Annotated in this window: 13 protein-coding genes and 2 pseudogenes; 6 read left to right on the forward strand and 9 right to left on the reverse strand. The window is 70.7% G+C overall.

Features of this window, described 5'->3' with window-relative positions:
- Positions 1-479, forward strand: a 479-nt coding sequence (locus GEV28_RS34800) for a hypothetical protein (protein ID WP_291417326.1), incomplete at its 5' end; no start/stop codon positions are given.
- Between the two features lie 11 nt (positions 480-490).
- Here the strand turns inward: GEV28_RS34800 and GEV28_RS34805 are convergent.
- Complete coding sequence (locus GEV28_RS34805) at positions 491-709, reverse strand: hypothetical protein (RefSeq protein WP_291417328.1); 219 nt, start codon at positions 707-709, stop codon at positions 491-493.
- Positions 710-764: 55 nt separating this feature from the next.
- Here GEV28_RS34805 and GEV28_RS42770 point away from each other — a divergent pair.
- Positions 765-935: pseudogene (locus GEV28_RS42770) on the forward strand (hypothetical protein); the annotation flags it as partial.
- 212 nt (positions 936-1147) lie between these two features.
- Here the strand turns inward: GEV28_RS42770 and fxsT (GEV28_RS34810) are convergent.
- Positions 1148-3952: an FxSxx-COOH system tetratricopeptide repeat protein gene (fxsT, locus tag GEV28_RS34810; protein WP_291417330.1), complete on the reverse strand. Its 2805-nt coding sequence runs from the start codon at positions 3950-3952 to the stop codon at positions 1148-1150.
- A 186-nt stretch (positions 3953-4138) separates the two neighbouring features.
- On the opposite strand from fxsT (GEV28_RS34810), the gene GEV28_RS34815 reads away from it, so the two are divergent.
- Together GEV28_RS34815 and fxsT (GEV28_RS34820) are read left to right on the forward strand one after the other, a co-directional pair.
- Positions 4139-4768 (forward strand): hypothetical protein, encoded by a 630-nt coding sequence (locus tag GEV28_RS34815; protein WP_291417332.1) that lies wholly within the window; start codon positions 4139-4141, stop codon positions 4766-4768.
- Positions 4769-5026: 258 nt separating this feature from the next.
- Positions 5027-8200 (forward strand): FxSxx-COOH system tetratricopeptide repeat protein, encoded by a 3174-nt coding sequence (gene fxsT, locus GEV28_RS34820; protein WP_291417350.1) that lies wholly within the window; start codon positions 5027-5029, stop codon positions 8198-8200.
- On the opposite strand, the gene GEV28_RS34825 is transcribed toward fxsT (GEV28_RS34820), so the two are convergent.
- The 5 genes and pseudogenes from GEV28_RS34825 to GEV28_RS34845 all read right to left on the reverse strand — a co-directional run bounded on the left by GEV28_RS34825 (position 8158) and on the right by GEV28_RS34845 (position 13090).
- Positions 8158-8946, reverse strand: a complete 789-nt coding sequence (locus GEV28_RS34825) for a hypothetical protein (protein ID WP_367115257.1) — start codon at positions 8944-8946, stop codon at positions 8158-8160. The two genes, fxsT (GEV28_RS34820) and GEV28_RS34825, sit on opposite strands and share 43 nt — an antisense overlap.
- Positions 8947-9013: 67 nt before the next feature.
- A pseudogene (locus GEV28_RS42775) lies at positions 9014-9826 on the reverse strand (HEXXH motif-containing putative peptide modification protein); the annotation flags it as partial.
- A gap of 101 nt (positions 9827-9927) precedes the next feature.
- Complete coding sequence (locus GEV28_RS34835) at positions 9928-11091, reverse strand: FxsB family cyclophane-forming radical SAM/SPASM peptide maturase (RefSeq protein WP_291417335.1); 1164 nt, start codon at positions 11089-11091, stop codon at positions 9928-9930.
- On the reverse strand, positions 11075-11248 hold the full coding sequence (fxsA, locus tag GEV28_RS34840; RefSeq protein WP_291417338.1) for an FxSxx-COOH cyclophane-containing RiPP peptide: 174 nt from the start codon (positions 11246-11248) through the stop codon (positions 11075-11077). The genes GEV28_RS34835 and fxsA overlap by 17 nt, the downstream gene beginning before the upstream one ends.
- Positions 11249-11803: 555 nt before the next feature.
- Entirely contained in the window at positions 11804-13090 is a 1287-nt protein-coding gene (locus GEV28_RS34845) for a hypothetical protein (protein ID WP_291417340.1), read from the reverse strand.
- Positions 13091-13202: 112 nt separating this feature from the next.
- Between GEV28_RS34845 and GEV28_RS34850 the strand changes: the two genes are divergently transcribed.
- Positions 13203-14405, forward strand: coding sequence for an MFS transporter (locus GEV28_RS34850; RefSeq protein ID WP_291417342.1), 1203 nt, complete (start codon positions 13203-13205; stop codon positions 14403-14405).
- Here GEV28_RS34850 and GEV28_RS34855 read toward each other — a convergent pair.
- Both GEV28_RS34855 and GEV28_RS34860 read right to left on the reverse strand, forming a co-directional pair.
- The gene (locus GEV28_RS34855) at positions 14344-16335 is read right to left on the reverse strand and encodes a TetM/TetW/TetO/TetS family tetracycline resistance ribosomal protection protein (RefSeq protein ID WP_291417344.1); all 1992 of its coding nucleotides are present in this window, start codon (positions 16333-16335) and stop codon (positions 14344-14346) included. The genes GEV28_RS34850 and GEV28_RS34855 overlap by 62 nt on opposite strands.
- A 143-nt stretch (positions 16336-16478) precedes the next feature.
- Positions 16479-17867: a glutamate decarboxylase gene (locus tag GEV28_RS34860; RefSeq protein WP_291417346.1), complete on the reverse strand. Its 1389-nt coding sequence runs from the start codon at positions 17865-17867 to the stop codon at positions 16479-16481.
- 343 nt (positions 17868-18210) lie between these two features.
- Here GEV28_RS34860 and GEV28_RS34865 point away from each other — a divergent pair, with 343 nt between their 5' ends.
- Entirely contained in the window at positions 18211-18486 is a 276-nt protein-coding gene (locus tag GEV28_RS34865) for a hypothetical protein (RefSeq protein ID WP_291417348.1), read from the forward strand.
- Positions 18487-18885 lie beyond the last annotated feature (399 nt).

The raw sequence follows: 18885 nt of genomic DNA on the forward strand, positions 1-18885 counted from the left end.
CCCTTGCTACGCTTCACCCGCGAAGTGCCTTCCCGTTCGGCAACCTGGACTCCATACAAGTCCCAGTTTCCCTTACAGGACAGGCACTTCGCCTCATTTGCAGCCCGTGTCGCCCACATCCGCATGAAAGACCCAGGCTAGGCACGATCACCGCACTGGGCATTGTCGACCCCGATGTCTCCGAGGTGCTGATCAAGGCCGACACCAGCCGCACGACGCTCACCATCATTGGGGTCATCGTCCTGCTACTGCTCTGGAACGGAATCAAGTCCGCAGCACGCTCATCCGTGCTGCGATCATTGAGCTCCAGCGCCGGCGCCCTCCTGCCAGCTGCGGCCCTCACCTGGATCCTCCACAGCCCAACGCCGCCCCTTCCCGCCTTGATCTCGTTGATAGGTCTGCGCATGCTGATCATCGACGTAGTAGCGTTCACCGCGCACTCGACTGGGTTGCTCGACCGGATGCTTCTGAAAGAGTAAGCGGTCAACTGCTACCGTCTCCGGTGCACGTGGTGAAAATCGACTTCAGAGCGCCGATCCGCACGTGCCAAATCGCTCAGCATGTCACACACCCTCGACCTGCAGTGGTCGGTGTCTGCCTCGAGGTCGATGTCGTCGAGCACGCTCGCCCGGCGCGGATCGGTCACGTATGTCAGCGTCGCGCTCCAGCCGCCGCCGCGTGCCGTCTGGCGAAACGTCAGGTCGGACACCGGCTCCGCGCGGCGCTCACGCGCTCGATGAAGCTCTTCCACCGGTCACGACCGGCTGCGGGTCTACGTGTACGACCCGGCGCTGTCGCGCGAGGGCAATGACGGCAACGCCACGTCCGGCGCCGTTCTCGTCGCGTCGGACGCCGCCGCGGTGAGTGCCCTGGCGGCTGGCCACGGCTTCGCCGCGACGTCGTCGGGGTGTCCGGGAACGAGCGACGGCTGGACCGACCTGGCCCGACCACCGGATGGACTGGCGGTGCGGCACGGTCGGTCCCGGCAACGTGGTGCAGACCGGCTAGCTGCAGGTGGACGGCATCGGCGACCCCGCTCGCGTGGACCCATGCCCAGTACCTGCGCCTGGCGTGGTCCATCGACAAGGACGAACCCGTCGAACGCCCGTCGGTGGTGGCCTGCCGCTACACCGGCGACTGCTGACCCTCAGGTCGGCGGCGGCTCGATGTCGCACGGAACCCACCGGCCGGCCCGCGCGGCGAGCGCTTCCGGGTGCTCGCCGCCGAGGCCGCTCTCCCACGCGGCGAGCGCGTCGTCCAGGCCCTTCTGGTCCGACCCCACCAAGGCGACGTTGACCGCCGCGGCGAGCGTGTCCGGATGGGTGTCGCCGCGGGTGGCCCGGGACCGGGTGAGCACCGACTCGGCCTCGGTCGAGGCCCGCGCCGCCTGCCCGAGCAGCGCGAGATCGACGGCGAGGTTGTGGTTGGCGCACAAGGTGTAGGGATGGTTCTCGCCGAGGACGCGGCGCAGCTCGCCGGTCGCCAGCTCGTCGCGCCGGCGAGCGCCGTGCACGTCGCCGAGGGCGCGGTGGACGGAGGCGAAGTTGACCAGGACGGCCAGCGTCATCGGGTGTTCCGCGCCGAACAACCGCTCACAGTCGTCGTAGAGCTGGCGCGTCTCGACCGTCGCCGTCCCGAGGTCTCCCGTGGCGAGCCGCGCGTTGCTCAACGAGATGCCGGCGGCGAGCGGGTACTCGTGGCTCGGCCCGAGCCAGATGGTGAGGTCGCGCCGGTTCTGTTCGGCCAGCCGCAACGCGCTCGCGTGGTCCCCCAGCTTCCGCGATGCCATCACCTCGGTTCGCGCGGCCAGCAGCACGCCGTGGTGGTGCGGGCCCACCACGTCCCGGTAGACCGGGAGGAGCGCGCGGACCTCGGTCAACGCGTCGGCGTAGCGCCCGAGCCCGTACAGGTCCCGCGCGAGGTTGCTCCTGGCGAACAGCGTCCGCGGGTCCCGCGCGCCGCGCGCGTCCGCCCACTGGGCCACGATCTCCTGGTCGGTGTCGTGTGCCTCGCCGAACCGGCCGAGCAGCCGGAGGCTGACGGCGATGTTGTTGCGGATCGTGCGCACCTTGTCCTGGTCGTCGACGTCGTTGCGCAGCTGGCGATGCAGGCTCGCCTCGTCGACGGTCAACGCGTTGGTGTACGCGCCGGCGATCCTCAGGTCGACCGCTCTGTTCTTGTCCAGGTCGGCGATGTACTCGAACTGCGGCCCGAACTCCGGGTGGTCCCCGAGGTACTCGAGCGCCTCACGGGTCACCCGGCTCGCCGCCGCGTAGTCCCCCAGCATCCGCGACGCGTTGCCCAGGTGATGCCTGGCGAGCACGAAGACGTGGTGATCGGCCTCCGACCGGCTGCCCCGGGTGTCCGCGGCGGCCAGTCGCATGGCCAGCGCCCGGCTGTTCGTGTAGTGGCCGATGCGGTACAGGTAGCGCACCTGGTCGAGAGCGACCCGACGCGCCTCGAACTCACCGGCGGTCGCCAGGTCCGCCGCATCGACGTGCGGGCCGACTTCGGCGTAGTGGCCCCAGAACCGCGAGTCGTCCGGCTCGCCGGGGTTCGCCGCGGCGAGAATCGCCTGGACGTTCGCCCGGCCGCGGGCCAGCCTGGTCTCGCCGAGCCAGTCCTTGAGCACCTGTTGGAAGACGCGATGCACCTGGATGCGCACCGGGGCGTCGCCGATCACGGTGACCAGACCGTGCCGGCGCAGCTGGCGTACCGCAGAGTTCAGCGTCGGCGCGTGGCGCAGCGCATCCCGCAGCGGTGCGGACACCGCGCCTTGCCGACCGCTGCGCAGCAGGGTCAGCGACAGGGGCTCCGCGCTCACCCAGGCGAAGAGCTCCAGCAGCTGCGCGGCGGCCGGGGCCGCCTCGGCGAGCCGCTCGAAGGCGACGTGCAGGAAGCCGATCACGGTCGCCGGGTAGTGCGCGACCCTGGACCGCTCGTCCGACAGGATCGTCGGCATCTGCTTGTCGAGGTCGTCGAGGTAGCCGGCGACCGGGACACCGGTGGCCAGATGCCAGGTCGCGACCTGCTCGACGGCGAGCGGCAGGTCGCCCAGCCGGTCGGCGAGCCGGCCCGCGTCGGCGTCGTCGATGTCGGCGCGTTCCTGCAGCAGCCGCACACTCTCGGCGCGTTCGAACACACCGACCTCGATGTAGGACCCTCGATGCGTCCAGTCGGGATCCCGTGAGGTGAGGAGTACCCGGCCCGCGCCGAGATCGTTCAGCGGCGGGAGCGACCGCGGCCCGCCTGCGTCGTCGAGCACGAGCAGCCAGCGCAGCGAGCTCTTCCGCAGCGCGTCCAGAACCTGCTTGGGCGGGTGTTGCATCGCCTCGCTGCCCGGGAGGTTCAGCCGGGATCCCAGCTCGGCGAGCGATGCCCGCAACTGTGACGGATGCTCCGCCGGAATCCACCAGACGAGGTCGTAGTCGTCGCGATGGCGGTGCACGTACTCGAGCGCGATCTCGGTCTTCCCCACGCCACCGATCCCGCTGAGCGTCACGATCGGCGCGCCGGTCCGCTGCATCTCGTGAATGGCGTGGATCAAGCGGTCCCGACCCACGAACCGCACATTCCGCGGGGGAATGTCGCCGTCGAGATCCGCGACCTCGGTCGTGGCGACGGGTGCGACGGGTGGGTTCGCGGGCTCCGCCGGGAGCGGCGCGGTGGACGGCGCCGGCGTGTCACCGACCGCCAGCCACAGCTGATGGAATCGCTCGACCGTGGCGTCGATGTCCGGACGGTGGACCGCGATACCGGCGAGATGGTGGACGACGGAATGGACCTTCGCCCAGCCGGGTACCCCGTCGCCACGGAGCAGTTGCCCGACCGTCTCATGGCTCACCGTCGCGGGCAGGTCGTTCCGCCGCCGGATCGCGTTGCTGACCGAACGCATGCTCGGCATGCCCGCGTCCCGGTAGAGCTCGTGCAAGGCGTGTACCAGATCGCGCATCGGCCCCGGCGGAAGACCTTCCGGCCTGGCCACCCCCTGCGCCATCGTCACGCCCCCGGCTCGCGCATGTCAGATGGTGTCAGATTGTGTCAGGCCCAGCTGGACCGAACAATGCTTGACGCCAACTTGCGTCAACTACAGTCCATCCGTGGTCGGGTCCGCATCGGCACGACGACACTGGAGGTCGTGAGCGGAAGCGGCGGATTCCTGCGAACCGGTGAACTCCTCTACGGGCTGGTCATAGCGGTCGACATCGAGGCGTTCAGCAAGCTCGGCGTCCTCGAACAGGCGGCGGCGCAGGTACTGCTCGCCCAGGTGCTGGACGAGGCGGCCTCGGCGGCAGGACTCGACCGCGAGGACTGGTACCGCCAGCCTCGCGGCGACGGTGAGTTGGCCGTGCTACCCGGACACGTCGACGTGGCCTGGGTGATGGCGCGCTTCATCCACCACCTCGCGCACGCCCTCGACCGGCTGCCGTCGGACTCGCGCCCGCACGCGAACTTGCGCCTTCGGGTGGCAATGCACCACGGTCCCCTGACCGCGGGGCAGTTCGGGCCGGTGGGCACGGCGCCGATCGTCGCGTGCCGGCTTCTCGACGCGCGCCAGACGAAGGCGGCACTCGCCGCCGACCCGGGCTGCCGGCTGGTCCTCGTGATCTCGCGGCAGCTGTTCCAGGACGTCGTCGCGACCCGGTTCCACGGTTTGCTGCCGGAGCGGTTCCGGCCCATTCGCGCGCTGATCAAGGGCACGGTCTACATAGGTCACGTCTGCCTCGGTTCACCCATGGGGGAGCTCGCCGACCCCGTGGGCGCCTGACGGCCGGTGATGGCGGCTCGACCGAAACTCAGGCGCAATGGTTTCGAATAGAGCTGGTCGCCGGGCTGGTCCTAGTCTTGGAGGTAACGACGGAGAACTGACGAGCGACGCACGCGAGTACCGCCCGGGCCCGGGCCCACGGCGGCGGTAGGCTGCGCCGCGCGAAGAGCGAGGTGAGAGTTGACGCGTGAAGCGGGTCGGCGGGAACCGACCACGGTCCCCCGGCGGGGGCTGTCCATCGGCGACAAGGCACGCCTGATGGACGCGGTGAACGCGGTGTCGACGTTGGCGGATGCATATCGACGCCAACGTGTTCTCGAACAGCTGCGTGAGGAATACGGCCCCGCTTTCGACCCGAACACGCTCGGCTCTCATGACAATTGGACGATCGTCGACACGTGTATTCAGCTCGGGGCGATGCCTCAATTCGTGAGCGTCCTGAAGTTCGTCGGCGACGAGTCACCGCAATGGCGTCGACTCGACGCGTTGGTCAAGGAACTGTTCCCGCCGGTGATGGACGACGAGCTCGACGAGCACGTGCGCACTCTGCTGCGGCCGGTGCCCCCCGACATGCTCACGGCGGTGCTGCGGCAAGATGCGTCCCGCTCATTCGGCTCGCTCATACCGGCAGACCCCGGCACGGCGATCGACGTGTACGACCGGCTGCGGACCGAGCCGGACCCGTTCCCGCTGCTGAGCTTCCTCGAGATGACCGGACACCATCTCGAGGAGTACGCCCTTGTCGAGCTGCACCGCCTGATCGACGACCTGGCGCTCCGGTCAGGCCTCACCGCGCGCGTGCGCGAGCTGTGCCGGTCACTGCAAGCCACCCCGCCCACCACGCCGGACCAGCCGATCGGCGAGCAAAGAGAAGGTCTCGAAGCCGATGACGACATCGATGGAGGCGACGACGTGAGGTCGCCCGGTGTGAAGAGCGACCGGTCCGTGCGTGAGCAGAGTGCCCCACCTCAGGTGTGGGGCGGACTGCCACCGCGGAACAACAACTTCACCGGTCGCGTGGACCTTCTCGAACAGCTGCGCGACGAGCTCGGCCGGCACACCCGGTCGGCTCTCGTGCCGCAGCCCCTGCACGGTCTCGGCGGGATCGGCAAGAGCCAGGTCGCGGTGGAGTTCGCCTACCGCAACCAGTTCGACTACGAGCTCGTGTGGTGGATCCAGGCGGACGACGAGCAGTCGATCCGCCGGTCGCTGACCTCGCTCGCCCGCCGGCTCGGTCTGAGCGAGAGCGACGACGTCCAGGAGATCGTGGACGGCGTGCTGGACGCGCTGCGTCTCGGGAACCCGCACGAGAACTGGCTGCTGATCTACGACAACGCGCCGGAGCCCTCCGTCGTGCAACGCTACCTGCCCAGCGGCCCCGGCCACGTGCTGGTGACCTCGCGGAGCCGGAGCTGGTCCGGGGTGCCGAACGCCATCGAGATCGACGTCTTCACCCCGCAGGAAAGCATCGAGCTCCTGCGCAGGCGTTGGTCCGACCTGACCGACGAGCGCGCGCTGACCCTCGCCGACGAGCTCGGTCACCTGCCGCTCGCGCTCGAGCAGGCGGTCGCGGTGCACGAGCAGACCGGGATGCCGCTGGCGGACTACCTGCGCGCGTTGGAAAGCAGCCCGCGGGTCATTCTCGACGAGGGCATGCCGGCCAACTATCCGCGCACGGTCGCCGCGGCACTCGAGTTCGCCCACAACAGCATCAAGGAGACCTCCCCCGCCGCGGCGTACCTGCTCGAGCTGTGCTCGTTCCTGAGCTCGCACCCGATCGCCATCCCCATGCTCGCGCGGGGCCGCAACGCGCAACCGACCGCGGAGCTGCGCGACGACATCCTGTTGCGGCGGGCCGTGCGCGACCTGGGGCGCTACGCGCTGGTCCAGCTCGACGCGGGTCGTGACTTCATCCGGGTGCACAGCCTCATCCGGGCGGTGCTGCGGGACAGCATCCCCACCGACAAGCGTGACGAGGTCCAGCGGGCGGCCCACGCCGTGCTCGCCGCGGCCAACCCGGGGATACCCGACGACCCCGACACCTGGACGCAGCACGCGCAGATCGCCCCGCACGTCATCCCGGCCGGGCTGATCCTCTCGGTGGAGCAGGACGTGCGCCGGGTCGTCCTCGACCAGATCCGCTACAACTTCGCCATCGGCGACTACCCGACCAGCCGCGACCTCGGTCAGGAGACGGTCGACTCGTGGCGGGCCCGGTGCGGCCCGGACGACGAGCTGACCCTCGTCGCGGCCCGGCACCTGGCCAACTCGCTGCGCATGCTGGGCAGGTACGAGGAAGCCCGCTCCCTCAACCAGGACACGCTGGAGCGGATGAGCTCGTCGCTCGGCGCGGACCACGAGCACAGCCTCGCCACCGCGAGCAACCTCGCCGCGGATCTGCGCCTGGCCGGCGCACTGCACGACGCGCACCAGCTCGACGAGCAGACCCTGCAGCGGCACCGCGCGGTACTCGGCGAGCGGGACCCGGCCACCCTGCGGGCGCAGAGCAACCTCGCCGTCGACTACCGCATCCTCGGCGACTTCCGGCGGGCCTTGGAGCTCGACGAGCACAACATCGAGCTGCGCAAGGACATCTACGGCGCCGACCACCCCCGCACGCTGTTCTCCTACAGCGCCCTCATGCGCGACCTCTACGGGCTCGGCCAGTTCCAGCGCGGTCTGGCACTCGCCAGCGAGAAGATGCCCATCTACGAGCAGAAGCTCCCGGCCAACCACAACGACCTGCTGGTGGCGAGGCGGAACCTGGCGATCCTGCTGCGCAAGGCCGGCCACAACAACGAGGCGCTGGACTACACCAAGGATCTCTACGAGGCCTGCCGGCGCAAGTTCGGCCGCCATCACGAGCACACGCTGTCGGCCATGGTGACCTTGAGCAACGCCCACCGCGTGACAGGGGACATCTCGACCGCGCTGACGCACGGGGAGGACGCGCTCAAGGCCTACCGCGACGTGCTCGGCCCGACGCACGCGTTCACCCTGGGCTGCCAGATCAACGTCGCCATCGTGCTGCGACTGCTCGACAGGAACGACGAGGCGAGCCGGCTCAACGACGAGGCGCTTGCCGCGCTGGTCGGCGCGCTCGGGGACGAGCACCCGCACACCCTGTGCGCCGCCAACACCAAGGCCAACGGGCTCGCGGCGGACGGGCGGGTCGAGGAGGCCAGGGCGCTCGGCGAGCAGACCCTCGAGCGTTCGCGGCGCGTCCGCGGGGAGCATCACCCCAACACCCTCGCGTGCGCGGCCAACCTCGCGTTCGACCTCGAGAAGATCGGCGACCTGGTCAACGCCAACAGGTTGCGCAGGGAGACGCTCGACCAGTTCAGCGTCCAGCTCGGCACCGACCACCCCGAGACCTTGAACGCCGGGGTCTACCGGCGCATGGAGTCCGATGTGGAGGTTCCGGCGACGTAGCGGGACACCAGCTCCGCCAGTGGGTTCGTCGCCGCGCCGGTGAGTTCGGCGACCTGCGGCCACGCCGCCCGCACGAGCTCCGGCCGGGTGGCGAGCGGTGATCGGGCCGGGTCGCCGCACAGCCTGCCGTGCGCGACGGACAGGGATGCCCAGGCGTTCTCGTCCGGCGCGCACCCGGCCAGGCGGGTGGTCTGCGCCTCGGCGTAGTCGCCGGCGACAAGGGGTGCGTCGAGAGGGTCCGCGTCGGGGTACCGGGCGTCGAACGCGATCGGGTCCGCCGCCGCGGCGCGTACGGCGTCGGGGTTCTCGACCCATGCCGTGGCGAGCCGGAACAGCGGGCTGTCCCCTCCCGGAGCGGTTGTCGTGGTGGCGCGGTCGTCCGGAGCCGCGAACGACCCGACGGGCCCGCCGCGCAGCCAGTCGTCCGCGAGCGCCGCGACCTCCGCGGGGTCGGGTTCGACCTGACGAAGTCTCCACAGTGCCCGGTGGTGCGCGACGAGGTCGTCGGCGAGCCTGCGGATGTCGGCGGCGAGCCCGGTCACCGGCAACCGGCTGATCTCCGCGCCCAACGCGGGGACCAACGCCGACCCGGTCGGGGTGAGGTCGGTCGACTCCCGCAGGATGTCGAGGCCGACGTGCAGCTGGCGCACGGTCCGCGCGTACGTCAGCTCCGCGCCGCGGCCCGCGGCCGGCCACTCCCGGCTCCAGAAGTCCGCCACACCAAGGAAAGCGTAGGTTCCGTGCAAGATCCCGCTGAGCGGGTCGGGAGTCGTTGCGCCACGGCGAGTGCAACAACTCGGTCGCTCGCGGGCGATACAAGGGCGCGAGATCGTGCAACGCGCCGAGCCGGAAGTGCTGCACCTCGTGGAGAAGCGTCACGGCGAGCCGGTCCGGCCCGACCTGCTCGGTCAGCGCAACGGCGCCCGGCGCGTCCCCGGAGCTGGCGCTCATCCCGCCGACCCGGCCGGCGCGGCGGATCGGCACCAGGCACCGGACCGCCGCGGCCACCGTGTCCATCCGGTCGTGGTGACGCTCGGCGAGGATCGCCCACGCGGCGTCGAGCTGCCGCCGCCACCGGTCCAGCTCCGCGTCGGTGAGCCGCGGGCTCACCGGCAGCCCGAAGCAGCTCCAGTACGGATCGAGTTCGTCCACCGGGACCGACACCGCATCCGCATCCGTCCTGAGTAGACGGACCGGCTGCCAGTCCCGCGGCGGCGAACCGTCGAGCAGCACCGGGTTCCCCAGCTCGCAACGGGCCAGTGCCCACGGCCGCGCGTGACCGGTCGTGGCGCGGCCGAGCGAGGGCAAGGACACGGTGCCGGACCGCACCGGCACCCACACGTCGACGTCGCCCGCACCGGTCCGGAGCGCGGCCGCCGCGGCGATGGAACCCAGATGCGCCAGGTGTATCCACAGCGGGGTCGGCGAGTCCGGGTGCGCGAGCCCGCGCAGGCACGCCGCCGCCCACGCGCCGGCCTGCGGGCCGCTGAGCAGGTCGGCGACCGCCAGGGGATCCTGTCGCTGCGCGGAGGCCAGCGCCGCGAAACTCTCCCGGAACCCCGAGATGCGCCCGTCCTCCGGCGCGTCCCGCTCGACCAGGTCGTGGATGGCACGGAGCTGGACCATCCGCCTGCTCACCTGCCCGGCCCGGAGCAGCTCGATCTCCGACCGGTCACCGGCACCACTGATCGAACCGACGATCCCAGGCGGCAGGACGTGGTTCGTCGTCAACGGCCGGCTCCGGCGAACAGGTCGGCACGCACCCGGCCCGCCACGTGCCGGATGAGCCGTTGCAGGTCCGGGCAGTACACCGACGGGTTCCGGAAACCTTGCCCCGCGCGGAAGCGGTGCGGGTAGTCACCGCCGCCGCACACCCGGACCAGCGGGCAGCGCCGGCAGTCGGCTGCCAGTGACTCGATGCCGAGCTGCCGGGCGCGCACGTCCGGGTGGTGCAGCACCTCGTCCACGGTGTGGTCGACGATGTTCATGCCGGTCTCCGGCTCGCCGGACCGCACTGACTTCAAGGAGTCGTCCTGCTGGTAGGACCCGTCGGTGTCGATCACCAGGTACGCGACCGGACCCGCGCCGACCTGTTCGCTGCGGCTGCGGCCGCCGAGCAGCAGGTTGATGACCTCCTGGAACAACCGCACCGCGGTCTCCTGCCGGGGCGCGTCGTACCACCGGTCGAACACCGCGATCAGCCAGTCCGCGTACGGCGTCCGCGGGTCGCCGGCCACCCGCCCGGGGGGCGGTGCCGACCAGTTCCCGTGCGGGAGAAGGAAATCCACGACCGGCGGTTCGAACTCCAGCAGCGCCTCGTACGCCTCGACCGGATGGTGGTCGATGTCGATCACGCACAGCAGGCCGGCGTAGTGGGCGCGGTACTCCGGCCGGGTCAGCAGCCGAATGGCCCGTGCGGTGTCGGCGTGACTGCCCCGGCCGGCGGGTCCGACCCGGTGCTCGTCGTGTTGTGCCTCGGTGCCGTCGAGGCTGATGCCGACCTTGACTCCGTGGGTCGCGAACGTTCCCAGGAACGACTCGTCCAGCAGTACACCGTTGGTCTGTATCCGCAGATCCACCGACGTGGTGTCGGGTAGCTCCCGGCGAACCGTCGACGCCACGTGGTCGAGCAGGTCCCGGCCCGCGAGCAACGGTTCTCCGCCGTGCAGCACGACCTTCACCACCGGCTGCCGGTGCGTCGCGGCGTGTTCCGCGATCCGCCGGGCGGCCCGGAGCACGGTGTCCGGGGTGATCAGCACCGGTCGTGACCGCCAGCTCTGGTCGGCCATCGTATAGACGTAGCAGTAGTCACAGGCGAGATTGCATCGGCTCGCGACCTTCAGCACGTACTCGGCGATCGGGACAGGTGCTGAGTCAGATGCTCGACTCATGACCGGAAACCACGGACGGGCTCTCGTCCCGGCTCTCACTGAGAATTCGGCGGATCGAGTGGGCCAGCGGTGCGTCGCCCAGCGATGGAAGGTGCTCGAGCGATACGCCGGTGAGGTCGACCAGGTCGCTCTCCGGATCGATGGCAGCGTCGTCCACCGCGCCCCCTCGCCATGTGGGCCAACCGAAAGTACGTCTAGACCATACTTCGTGATCGACGTGTTTCCCACTCCCGAAAGTTGCCCCGGCAACCGGGAAGGTAACGCTCCGCATGCCGCGGCGTGTCTGAAATGACCCTTCTGGTCGCTGGCGCCCGACCGCGTTGCTTCCTAACGTCACTTGGGTGAGGTGAGAACTTTCCTCACCGTCGCCGCCTGCGGCTGGCGAAGAGTACGCCTGTCGGGGTTCCGCGCGGACATCGACTACGAACCCGAGTACGTCGTGCGCGGCGTGCCGGACCAGGCCATGTCTCGCGGATCTTGGATCGTGGTATTCGCGCCCAGATGCCCCCTGGCCGCGTTGTCGAAAGGCCCGAATACAACCCGGTATGAGCGACCTTCCGCCGCCTAGCCAGGAGCCATCTGGATCACGAATCCCATCGACCAAGACCCACGAGACACGCCCTATGTCGCCTGGCTCGCCACGCACGAACGCTGAGTGGAGCTGTCGGACCGCCCGGCCGCGCCGTCATCCGGGCGGTCCGACAGCCGGTCCTCACCCGACGGTCACGGACCCGTCGCCCTGGCGCACGCACGACACCGACCGGCTCGCGGTCGACGCGGCCCCGGCCAGGCAGCGCCCCAGCACCTGGTAGCCGGATGCGTTGGGGTGCCACGACTCCTGGCAGGTCTGGAAGTACGTGACGCAGGTGTTCGCGATCCGCTGGATGGCGATCTTGTCCCGGCCGGACAGGCTGTCCACGAACACGCCGCTCGGGCCGTCCTGCAACCGGATCGGGGTCGCCAGCGCGTTGGCGGGGCTGCCGTCCTGCTCGCACAGCCGCGCACCGTTGAACGCCCCCTGCACGTTCAGGTACACGAGGTCGGCCCCCGGGAACTCCGCCGACAGCGTCGAGTGCGCCGACTGCACGATCCGGCCGAGGCCCTGGGAGAACAGGTGACCGGCGGCGAGGCTCGCCCGGTGCGCCGGGCAGCCCGCCGCGTACCGCTCGGCACCGAGTGCGCGGAACTTGTCCCGGTCGTCGGCCCGGTTGTCCTCCTCGTGGTAGCGCTGCGCGTAGTCCTGCGGCAGCGGGTTCGTGTAGTCCTGGAATACGATCCGGTGCTGCCCGTCGGCGTCGACCTGGTCCAAGGTGGTCAGCAACGCACGCAGGGCCGTGGTCGTCTCCGTGGTCGCCGCGGCCAGCTCGGCGTCGGTGGCGAGGTCGGAGATGTTGCACGGTTCCTGCGGCACGTCGCCGCCGAGGTAGGCCCAGAACTCCCACCAGCCGGTCCACGCGTCCGCGATGAACCTGTTGGCACACACCGATGCCGCGTCGCCGAAGGTGAACGAGCTGTTGTTCGAGCCGAGGCCCACCAGCACGAGGTCGATGTCGTGGGTCTGCGCGACCGAGCGCAGCTGGTCGAGCTGGGCGGCCACGGTTCGGCCCTTCTCCCTGCTCGCCGAGGCGTTGGTGATGTCGTGCGGCTGCCCGCCCGAGCAGGCGAGGTTGACCCGGTCCTGGATGCCCGCCAGGTCCGCCTGGAACAGCGACGTGTTCGGCGAGCGGTGGCAGAAGTAGGCGTTGTCGTTGGCTGCCGACCAGCCCGGGAAGCCTTGCGACACCCCGTTGATGTCGGTGACGGCGGAGTAGCTCCCGCCGCCCTCACCGCTGATGAAGCTGTCCCCGAGGGCGACCGCGGCGGTCGGCAGTGCGGCCGCCGCCGGATCGGACGGCGCGGCGCCGGCGGTCAGCACGCCGGCTGAGGTCAGGGTGACGGCGACTGCCGCCGCCACCAATGAACGTCGGAGCAGGGTCATCACGGCCTCCCGAGTGGCCACGAGACGAACGTGAATAAGTTTCGGAATGATGAGACCACCATGTCACCCGGGCGTCAAGATCAGCGGTAAACGATTTGCGATCCGAACCGCCGACCGGCGAAGGTGTCACCCCGTGCCAGCCGAGGTCCCGCGCCGGGTGATCGTGCTCCTGGCCCTCGCGTGTGGCGTGGCCGTCGGCAACATCTACTTCCCCCAGGCGATCAGCCCGCTGATCGCGTCCGGCCTCGACGTGCCGCCCGACGCCGCCGCACTCGTGGTCACCGCGGCGCAGCTCGGCTACGCGGTGGGCATCTTCCTGCTCGTGCCGCTCGGCGACCGGTTCCCGCACCGCCCGCTGATCGTCACGCTCCTCGGCCTCACCGGCCTGTGCCTGCTCGCCGCCGGGTTCGCGCCCGGCTTGCCGCCGTTGGCCGGCGCGAGCGTGCTCGTCGGCGTGACGACCGTGGTCGCGCCGGTCATCGCGCCGATGGCGGCCGGCCTCGTGGGCGAGGACCGGCGCGGTGCGGTCACCGGAACAATGCTCGCCGGGTCGATCGGCGGCATGCTGCTCTCCCGCGCGTTCGGCGGCACCGTCGGCGAGTGGCTCAGCTGGCGCGCGCCCTACCTGATCGCGGCGGGCGCGGCCCTGGTCATCGCGACGGTCCTGGCATTCACCCTGCCGACCACGACCCCGCCGTCGCGGCAGCGCTACCCGGCGCTGGTGGCCGAGACGCTGACGCTGCTGCGCGACGAGCCCGAGCTGCGCCGCTCGAGCTTCTACCAGGCGACGATCTTCGCCGCGTTCACCGCGGTCTGGACCGCCGTCGCCCTGCTGATCACCGGCCCGGCCTACGGCCTGGGCGCGCAGGCGGTCGGCGCGCTCGCGTTCGTCAACGCGGCGACCATGATCGCCACCCCGATCGCCGGCCGGCAGATCGACCGCCGCGGCCCGGACCCGGTGAACCTCGTCTGCATGCTCGCCGTCCTCGGCTCGGCCGGCGTGCTGGCGCTCGGCGGCCTCGGCGGCGCGGCCGGCCTCACCGCGCTCGTGCTGGGCACGCTGCTGCTCGACGTCGCCATGCAGTCGGGCATGGTGGCCAACCAGGTGCGGATCTTCGCGCTGCGCCCCGAGGTGCGCAGCCGGCTCAACACCGCGTACATGACGTGCGCCTACCTCGGCGGCAGCGCGGGTTCCTGGCTCGGAACCCGCGCCCACACCGTGTTCGGCTGGCCGGGCGTGTGCGTGCTGGTGGCCGCGCTCAGCGTGCTCGCCATCACCCGTCACCTGCTCCGGCGACCCGTCGCACGACCCGCAGCAGGTACTCCTGCCGGTTGAGCGGGTTGTTGTCGGTCCGCGACCGGCTCGGCACCGTTCCGGTCACCGGCTGGTGGTGGTCGAACGCGCTCTCCAGCACGCCCTCGCCGCGGGTCAGGCCCGTCATCTGCTGCTGCAGCCGGTGCACCTCGGCCGCGGGGACATCGCCCGCCAACAGGTAACCCGGTCCGTGCGCGGACTGCGTGTGCGGCACCGCCCGCAGCCGGCCCAGCGCGGGCAGCACCGCGCCGAGCGTGTCGGCCGGGATCTCCAGCCGGAACCGGTGCATCGGCTCGTCCACCCGGGTGCCGGCCCGGCGCAGCGCGTCCATGAGGACGAGCGGCGTGAGGTTCCGGAAGTCGCCGGCGGTGCTCGACATGCTCTTGTCGAACGTGCCGTGCGCGTGGCTCTGCCGCGCCCAGTAGCCGGAGTGCGTCATCGTGACCACGAGGTCGGTGACCTCCCAGCCGTGGATCCCCTGCCGCAGCGCCTCCGTCACGGTCTCCTCGACCGCCTTGAAGAACGCGAACGGCATCGACCCGAGCTCCACCCCGAGCCGGAACTCCACGCCGCCGCCGACCGGGGCCGGCTCGACCCGCAGGCCGACCGTGGCGAGAAACGGGTTGGGCTCCTTGCCGATCAGCTCGACCGCCGCACCGGTGCCGACCGGCCGCTCGATGCAGATCGTGGTGGTCTCGCGGAAGGTCACGTCGACGCCGAACTCGTCGGCCAGCGTCGCCTGGATGACCTCCTTCTGCACCTCGCCGTAGAGCGACACGCTGGTCTCCTGCCGGATCTCGTCCTGGCGCAGGTCGATCAGCGGGTCCTGCTCGGCGAGCTGCGCCAGCGCGACGTGCAGCCGGCCCTTGTCGGCCGCCCGCAGCGGGACCACGATCGTCTCCAGCGTCGGCGGGGCGAAGTGGTGCTCCCCCGCCGCGCGCGGAACGCCGATCGCGTCACCGATCCGCACCTCGCCGAGACCCCACAGCAGGCCGATCCGCCCCGCGCCGACCGAGTCGGTGCGCACGGTGGTGCCGCGGTCGAACACGCTGATCGCGGTGACTTTGGCCTCGGCGCCGTGCAGCGCCAAGCGGTCGCGGGTCCGCACGGCGCCGGCGAACATGCGCACGTAGGCGATCTTCTCCCCCGCCGGGCCACGGTCCACCTTGAACACCGTGCCGGCCGCCGGACCGTCCACATCGGACTCGTCGGTGGGCAGGAGCTCGGTGATGCCCTCGATCAGCGGGTCCACCCCGGCCCCGGTGATCGCCGAGCCGAAGTAGACCGGGTGCACCAGCGCCCGCCGGGTCTGCGCGGCCAACTCCTTGCGGAGCCCGTCGTAGGACACGGTCTCGTCGAGGTACTCGACCAGGAAGGCGTCGCTCCCCTCGGCCAGCAGCTCGCCCAGCGCGGCGGTGAACCGCGGGTCGGCCGCGGTGAACGGCGTGGCGCGGGCGTCAAGGGTGCCGAGCCGGTCGACCGACCCCATCGGGATCATCGCCGGTGCGAGCTTCGCGCCGATGGCCGCCAGCACCTCATCGCGGTGCGCGCCGGCCCGGTCGATCTTGTTGACGAAGATCAGCGTCGGGATCCGCAGCCGCCGCAGGGTGCGCATCAGCACCCGGGTCTGCGCCTGCACGCCTTCGACCGCCGAGATCACCAGCACGGCCCCGTCGAGCACGCTCAGGACCCGCTCCACCTCCGCGATGAAGTCGGGGTGGCCGGGCGTGTCGATGAGGTTGACGGTGACCCCGTTGACGACGAACGACACCACGGCGGACTTGATCGTGATGCCGCGTTGGCGTTCCAGGGCGAGGGAGTCGGTCCGGGTGCTGCCGGCGTCGACGCTGCCGATCTCGTCGATGGCGCCGGCCGCATGGAGCAGCCGCTCGGTCAGGCTTGTCTTTCCTGCGTCAACGTGGGCGAGAATGCCCAGGTTCAACGTACTCATGAAGCGTGCGGTCCTTGCGGTAGGCGTCGGTGACCACTGGGGTGGACCTGAACGCCCCGCGCATTGCACGCTCCTCGGTTGACTGCCTGTACGCCGACAGCAGAGCAGAGGGCTTCTGCGGTCGCAACCGAATTACCCGGCGACTACTTGGCGGCGCCGTGGCTGAAGGACGCCGCCTCGTTGCCGCGGGCGGGCCCGGACTGTTCCCGCAGCCGCGGCAGGCACGCCGTGAGGTCGTCGATCAGCAGGTCGGCCAGGTCGTGGGTGAAGCCCGTGCGCACGACGATCCGGAGCACGGCCAGATCCTCGCGGCCGGCCGGGAACGTGTAGGCCGGCACGAGCCAGCCGCGCTCACGCAATGCCGCGGAGACGTCGAAGACCGAGAACGGCTCGCCGTCGGCCACGGTGAACGCGAAGACCGGGAGCTCGCGACCGTCGGTCAGCAGCCGGAACGGACCGAGCTTCGCGATACGCCCGGCGAGGCCGGTGGCGACCTCGCGGCTGTAGGACTGCACCCGCTCGAAGCCGGCGAAACCCAGCCGCAGGAACGTGTAGTACTGGGCGGCGACCTGCGCGCCGGGCCGGGAGAAGTTCAGCGCGAACGTGGGCATGTCGCCGCCGAGGTAGTTCACCCTGAACACCAGGTCCTCGGGCAGCACCGCCGCGTCGCGCCAGACCACCCAGCCGACGCCCGGGTAGACGAGCCCGTACTTGTGGCCGGAGGTGTTGATCGAGCAGACCCGATCGAGGCGGAAGTCCCAGACGAGGTCGGGGTCGCAGAACGGGGCGATCATCGCGCCGGACGCGCCGTCCACGTGGACCGGGATGTCCCAGCCGTCGTCCTCCTGGAGCCGGTCCAGGGCCGCGCAGATCTCCGCAACGGGCTCGTAGCTCCCGTCGAACGTCGAGCCGAGGACCGCGACGACGCCGATGGTGTTCTCGTCGCAGTACTTCACGGCCTCCTCGGCGGTGAGGTGGAACCGGTCGCCCGCCATGGGCACGAGGCGGGCCTCGACCTCCCAGTAGTCGGCGAACTTCTCCCAGCAGACCTGGACGTCGACGCCCATGACGATGTTGGGCCGGCCCTGACCGCCACCGCCGTGTTGCCAGCGGCGCTTCATCGCGAGGCCGGCGAGCATGCACGCCTCGCTGGACCCGGTGGTGGAACAGCCCGTCGGCCGCGCGGCCTCCGGCGCGTGCCAGAGCTCGGCGAGCATGTGCACGCAGCGCTGCTCGAGCTCGGCGGTGCGCGGGTACTCGTCCTTGTCGATCATGTTCTTGTCGAAGCACTCGGCCATGAGCGTGCGGGCCTGGGGCTCCATCCAGGTGGTGACGAACGTGGCGAGGTTGAGCCGCGCGTTGCCGTCGAGCATGAGCTCGTCGTGCACGACCTGGTAGGCGGTGTCCGGGTCGAGCTCGCCCGCGGGCATCCGGTGCCGCGGGATCTCGACCGGCTCGCGGGTGAAGATCGGGTTGACCGACACGTCACCGCGGGCGTGCGGGCGGTGGTCACTGGGATGGGCGAGCGGCATACCGACCTCCGGGGTTGGGCACGGCCCAGCCTGGCACCGGCGGCGCGGACACGCATCAGCTGACCACCTGTCCGAAAGTGATGGCCGGACCAGTTCTGTGAATTTCACACCGACATTCGTCGGTAGTCGTCAGTTTGGCACCGATTCGGACACTGCTCGTGAACCATCCCTGCAACCAGTCACGCACGAAGGCACCTTTCGCGCGCGGCCGCCGGTCGACGACCTGGCGGCGTCGGGGCGTGCGAGGGAAAGGAACTCGCGATGACACCATTCACCCCAACACGACGGCTGGCGATCGCGCTGGCCGGCGCGGTCGCCGCGGCCGGCCTGGGTCGAGTCCCACATGAACAACCTGCCGTGCGGCGACGCCGACTCGCTCGGCGTCTTCCAGCAGCGGCCGAGCCAGGGCTGGGGCACGCCGGAGCAGATCATGGACGTCACCTACGCGGCGACGCAGTTCTTCGCCCAGGCCATCCACAACGAGCCGCTGTACCCGGACCTGACCGCGGGCCTGCTGGCGCAGACGGTGCAGCGCTCGTGCTGCCCGGAGCGCTACGACCAGGCCGAGGGCAAGGCCTACGAGATGCTCGCCGAGGTCGGGGGGTTCCGTGATGCGTAAGGCGGCACGCCTCGGCATCGCCACGGCCCTGGTCGGCGCGGCCGTGGCCGGCGCACTCCCCGCGACGGCCGCACAGTCCACTGTGGACGCCGCGGTCCACGGACGCGGCGGCGGAGTTCGACGTGCCCCGCGACCTCATCGTCGCGGTCGGCTACGGCGAGACGCGGCTCAACAGGCACGACGGGAACCCAGCCAAGACAACGGCTTCGGCGTGATGCACCTGGTGAGCAACCCGTCGAGGCACACGCTGGAGCAGGCCGCGACGCTCACCGGGCTACCTGGGTCGGAGCTTCGGACCGACCCGGCCGCGAACATCCGCGGCGGCACGGCCGTGCTGCGTGCGCTGGCCGACGCGCGTGGCATGTCCGCGGGCGACCGCGACCGGCTCGGCGCATGGTA

This window comes from Actinophytocola sp. (assembly GCF_009379765.1).
In the GTDB taxonomy this organism is placed as follows: domain Bacteria; phylum Actinomycetota; class Actinomycetes; order Mycobacteriales; family Pseudonocardiaceae; genus Actinophytocola.

Coding starts and splice junctions, on each gene's coding strand:
- GEV28_RS34865 (WP_291417348.1), top strand. CDS start 18,211: ATGAACAACCTGCCGTGCGGCGACGCCGACTCGCTCGGCGTCTTCCAG.
- fxsT (WP_291417350.1), top strand. CDS start 5,027: ATGGACGCGGTGAACGCGGTGTCGACGTTGGCGGATGCATATCGACGC.
- GEV28_RS34835 (WP_291417335.1), bottom strand. CDS start 11,091: ATGAGTCGAGCATCTGACTCAGCACCTGTCCCGATCGCCGAGTACGTG.
- GEV28_RS34855 (WP_291417344.1), bottom strand. CDS start 16,335: ATGAGTACGTTGAACCTGGGCATTCTCGCCCACGTTGACGCAGGAAAG.
- fxsT (WP_291417330.1), bottom strand. CDS start 3,952: ATGCGCGATCTGGTACACGCCTTGCACGAGCTCTACCGGGACGCGGGC.
- GEV28_RS34860 (WP_291417346.1), bottom strand. CDS start 17,867: ATGCCGCTCGCCCATCCCAGTGACCACCGCCCGCACGCCCGCGGTGAC.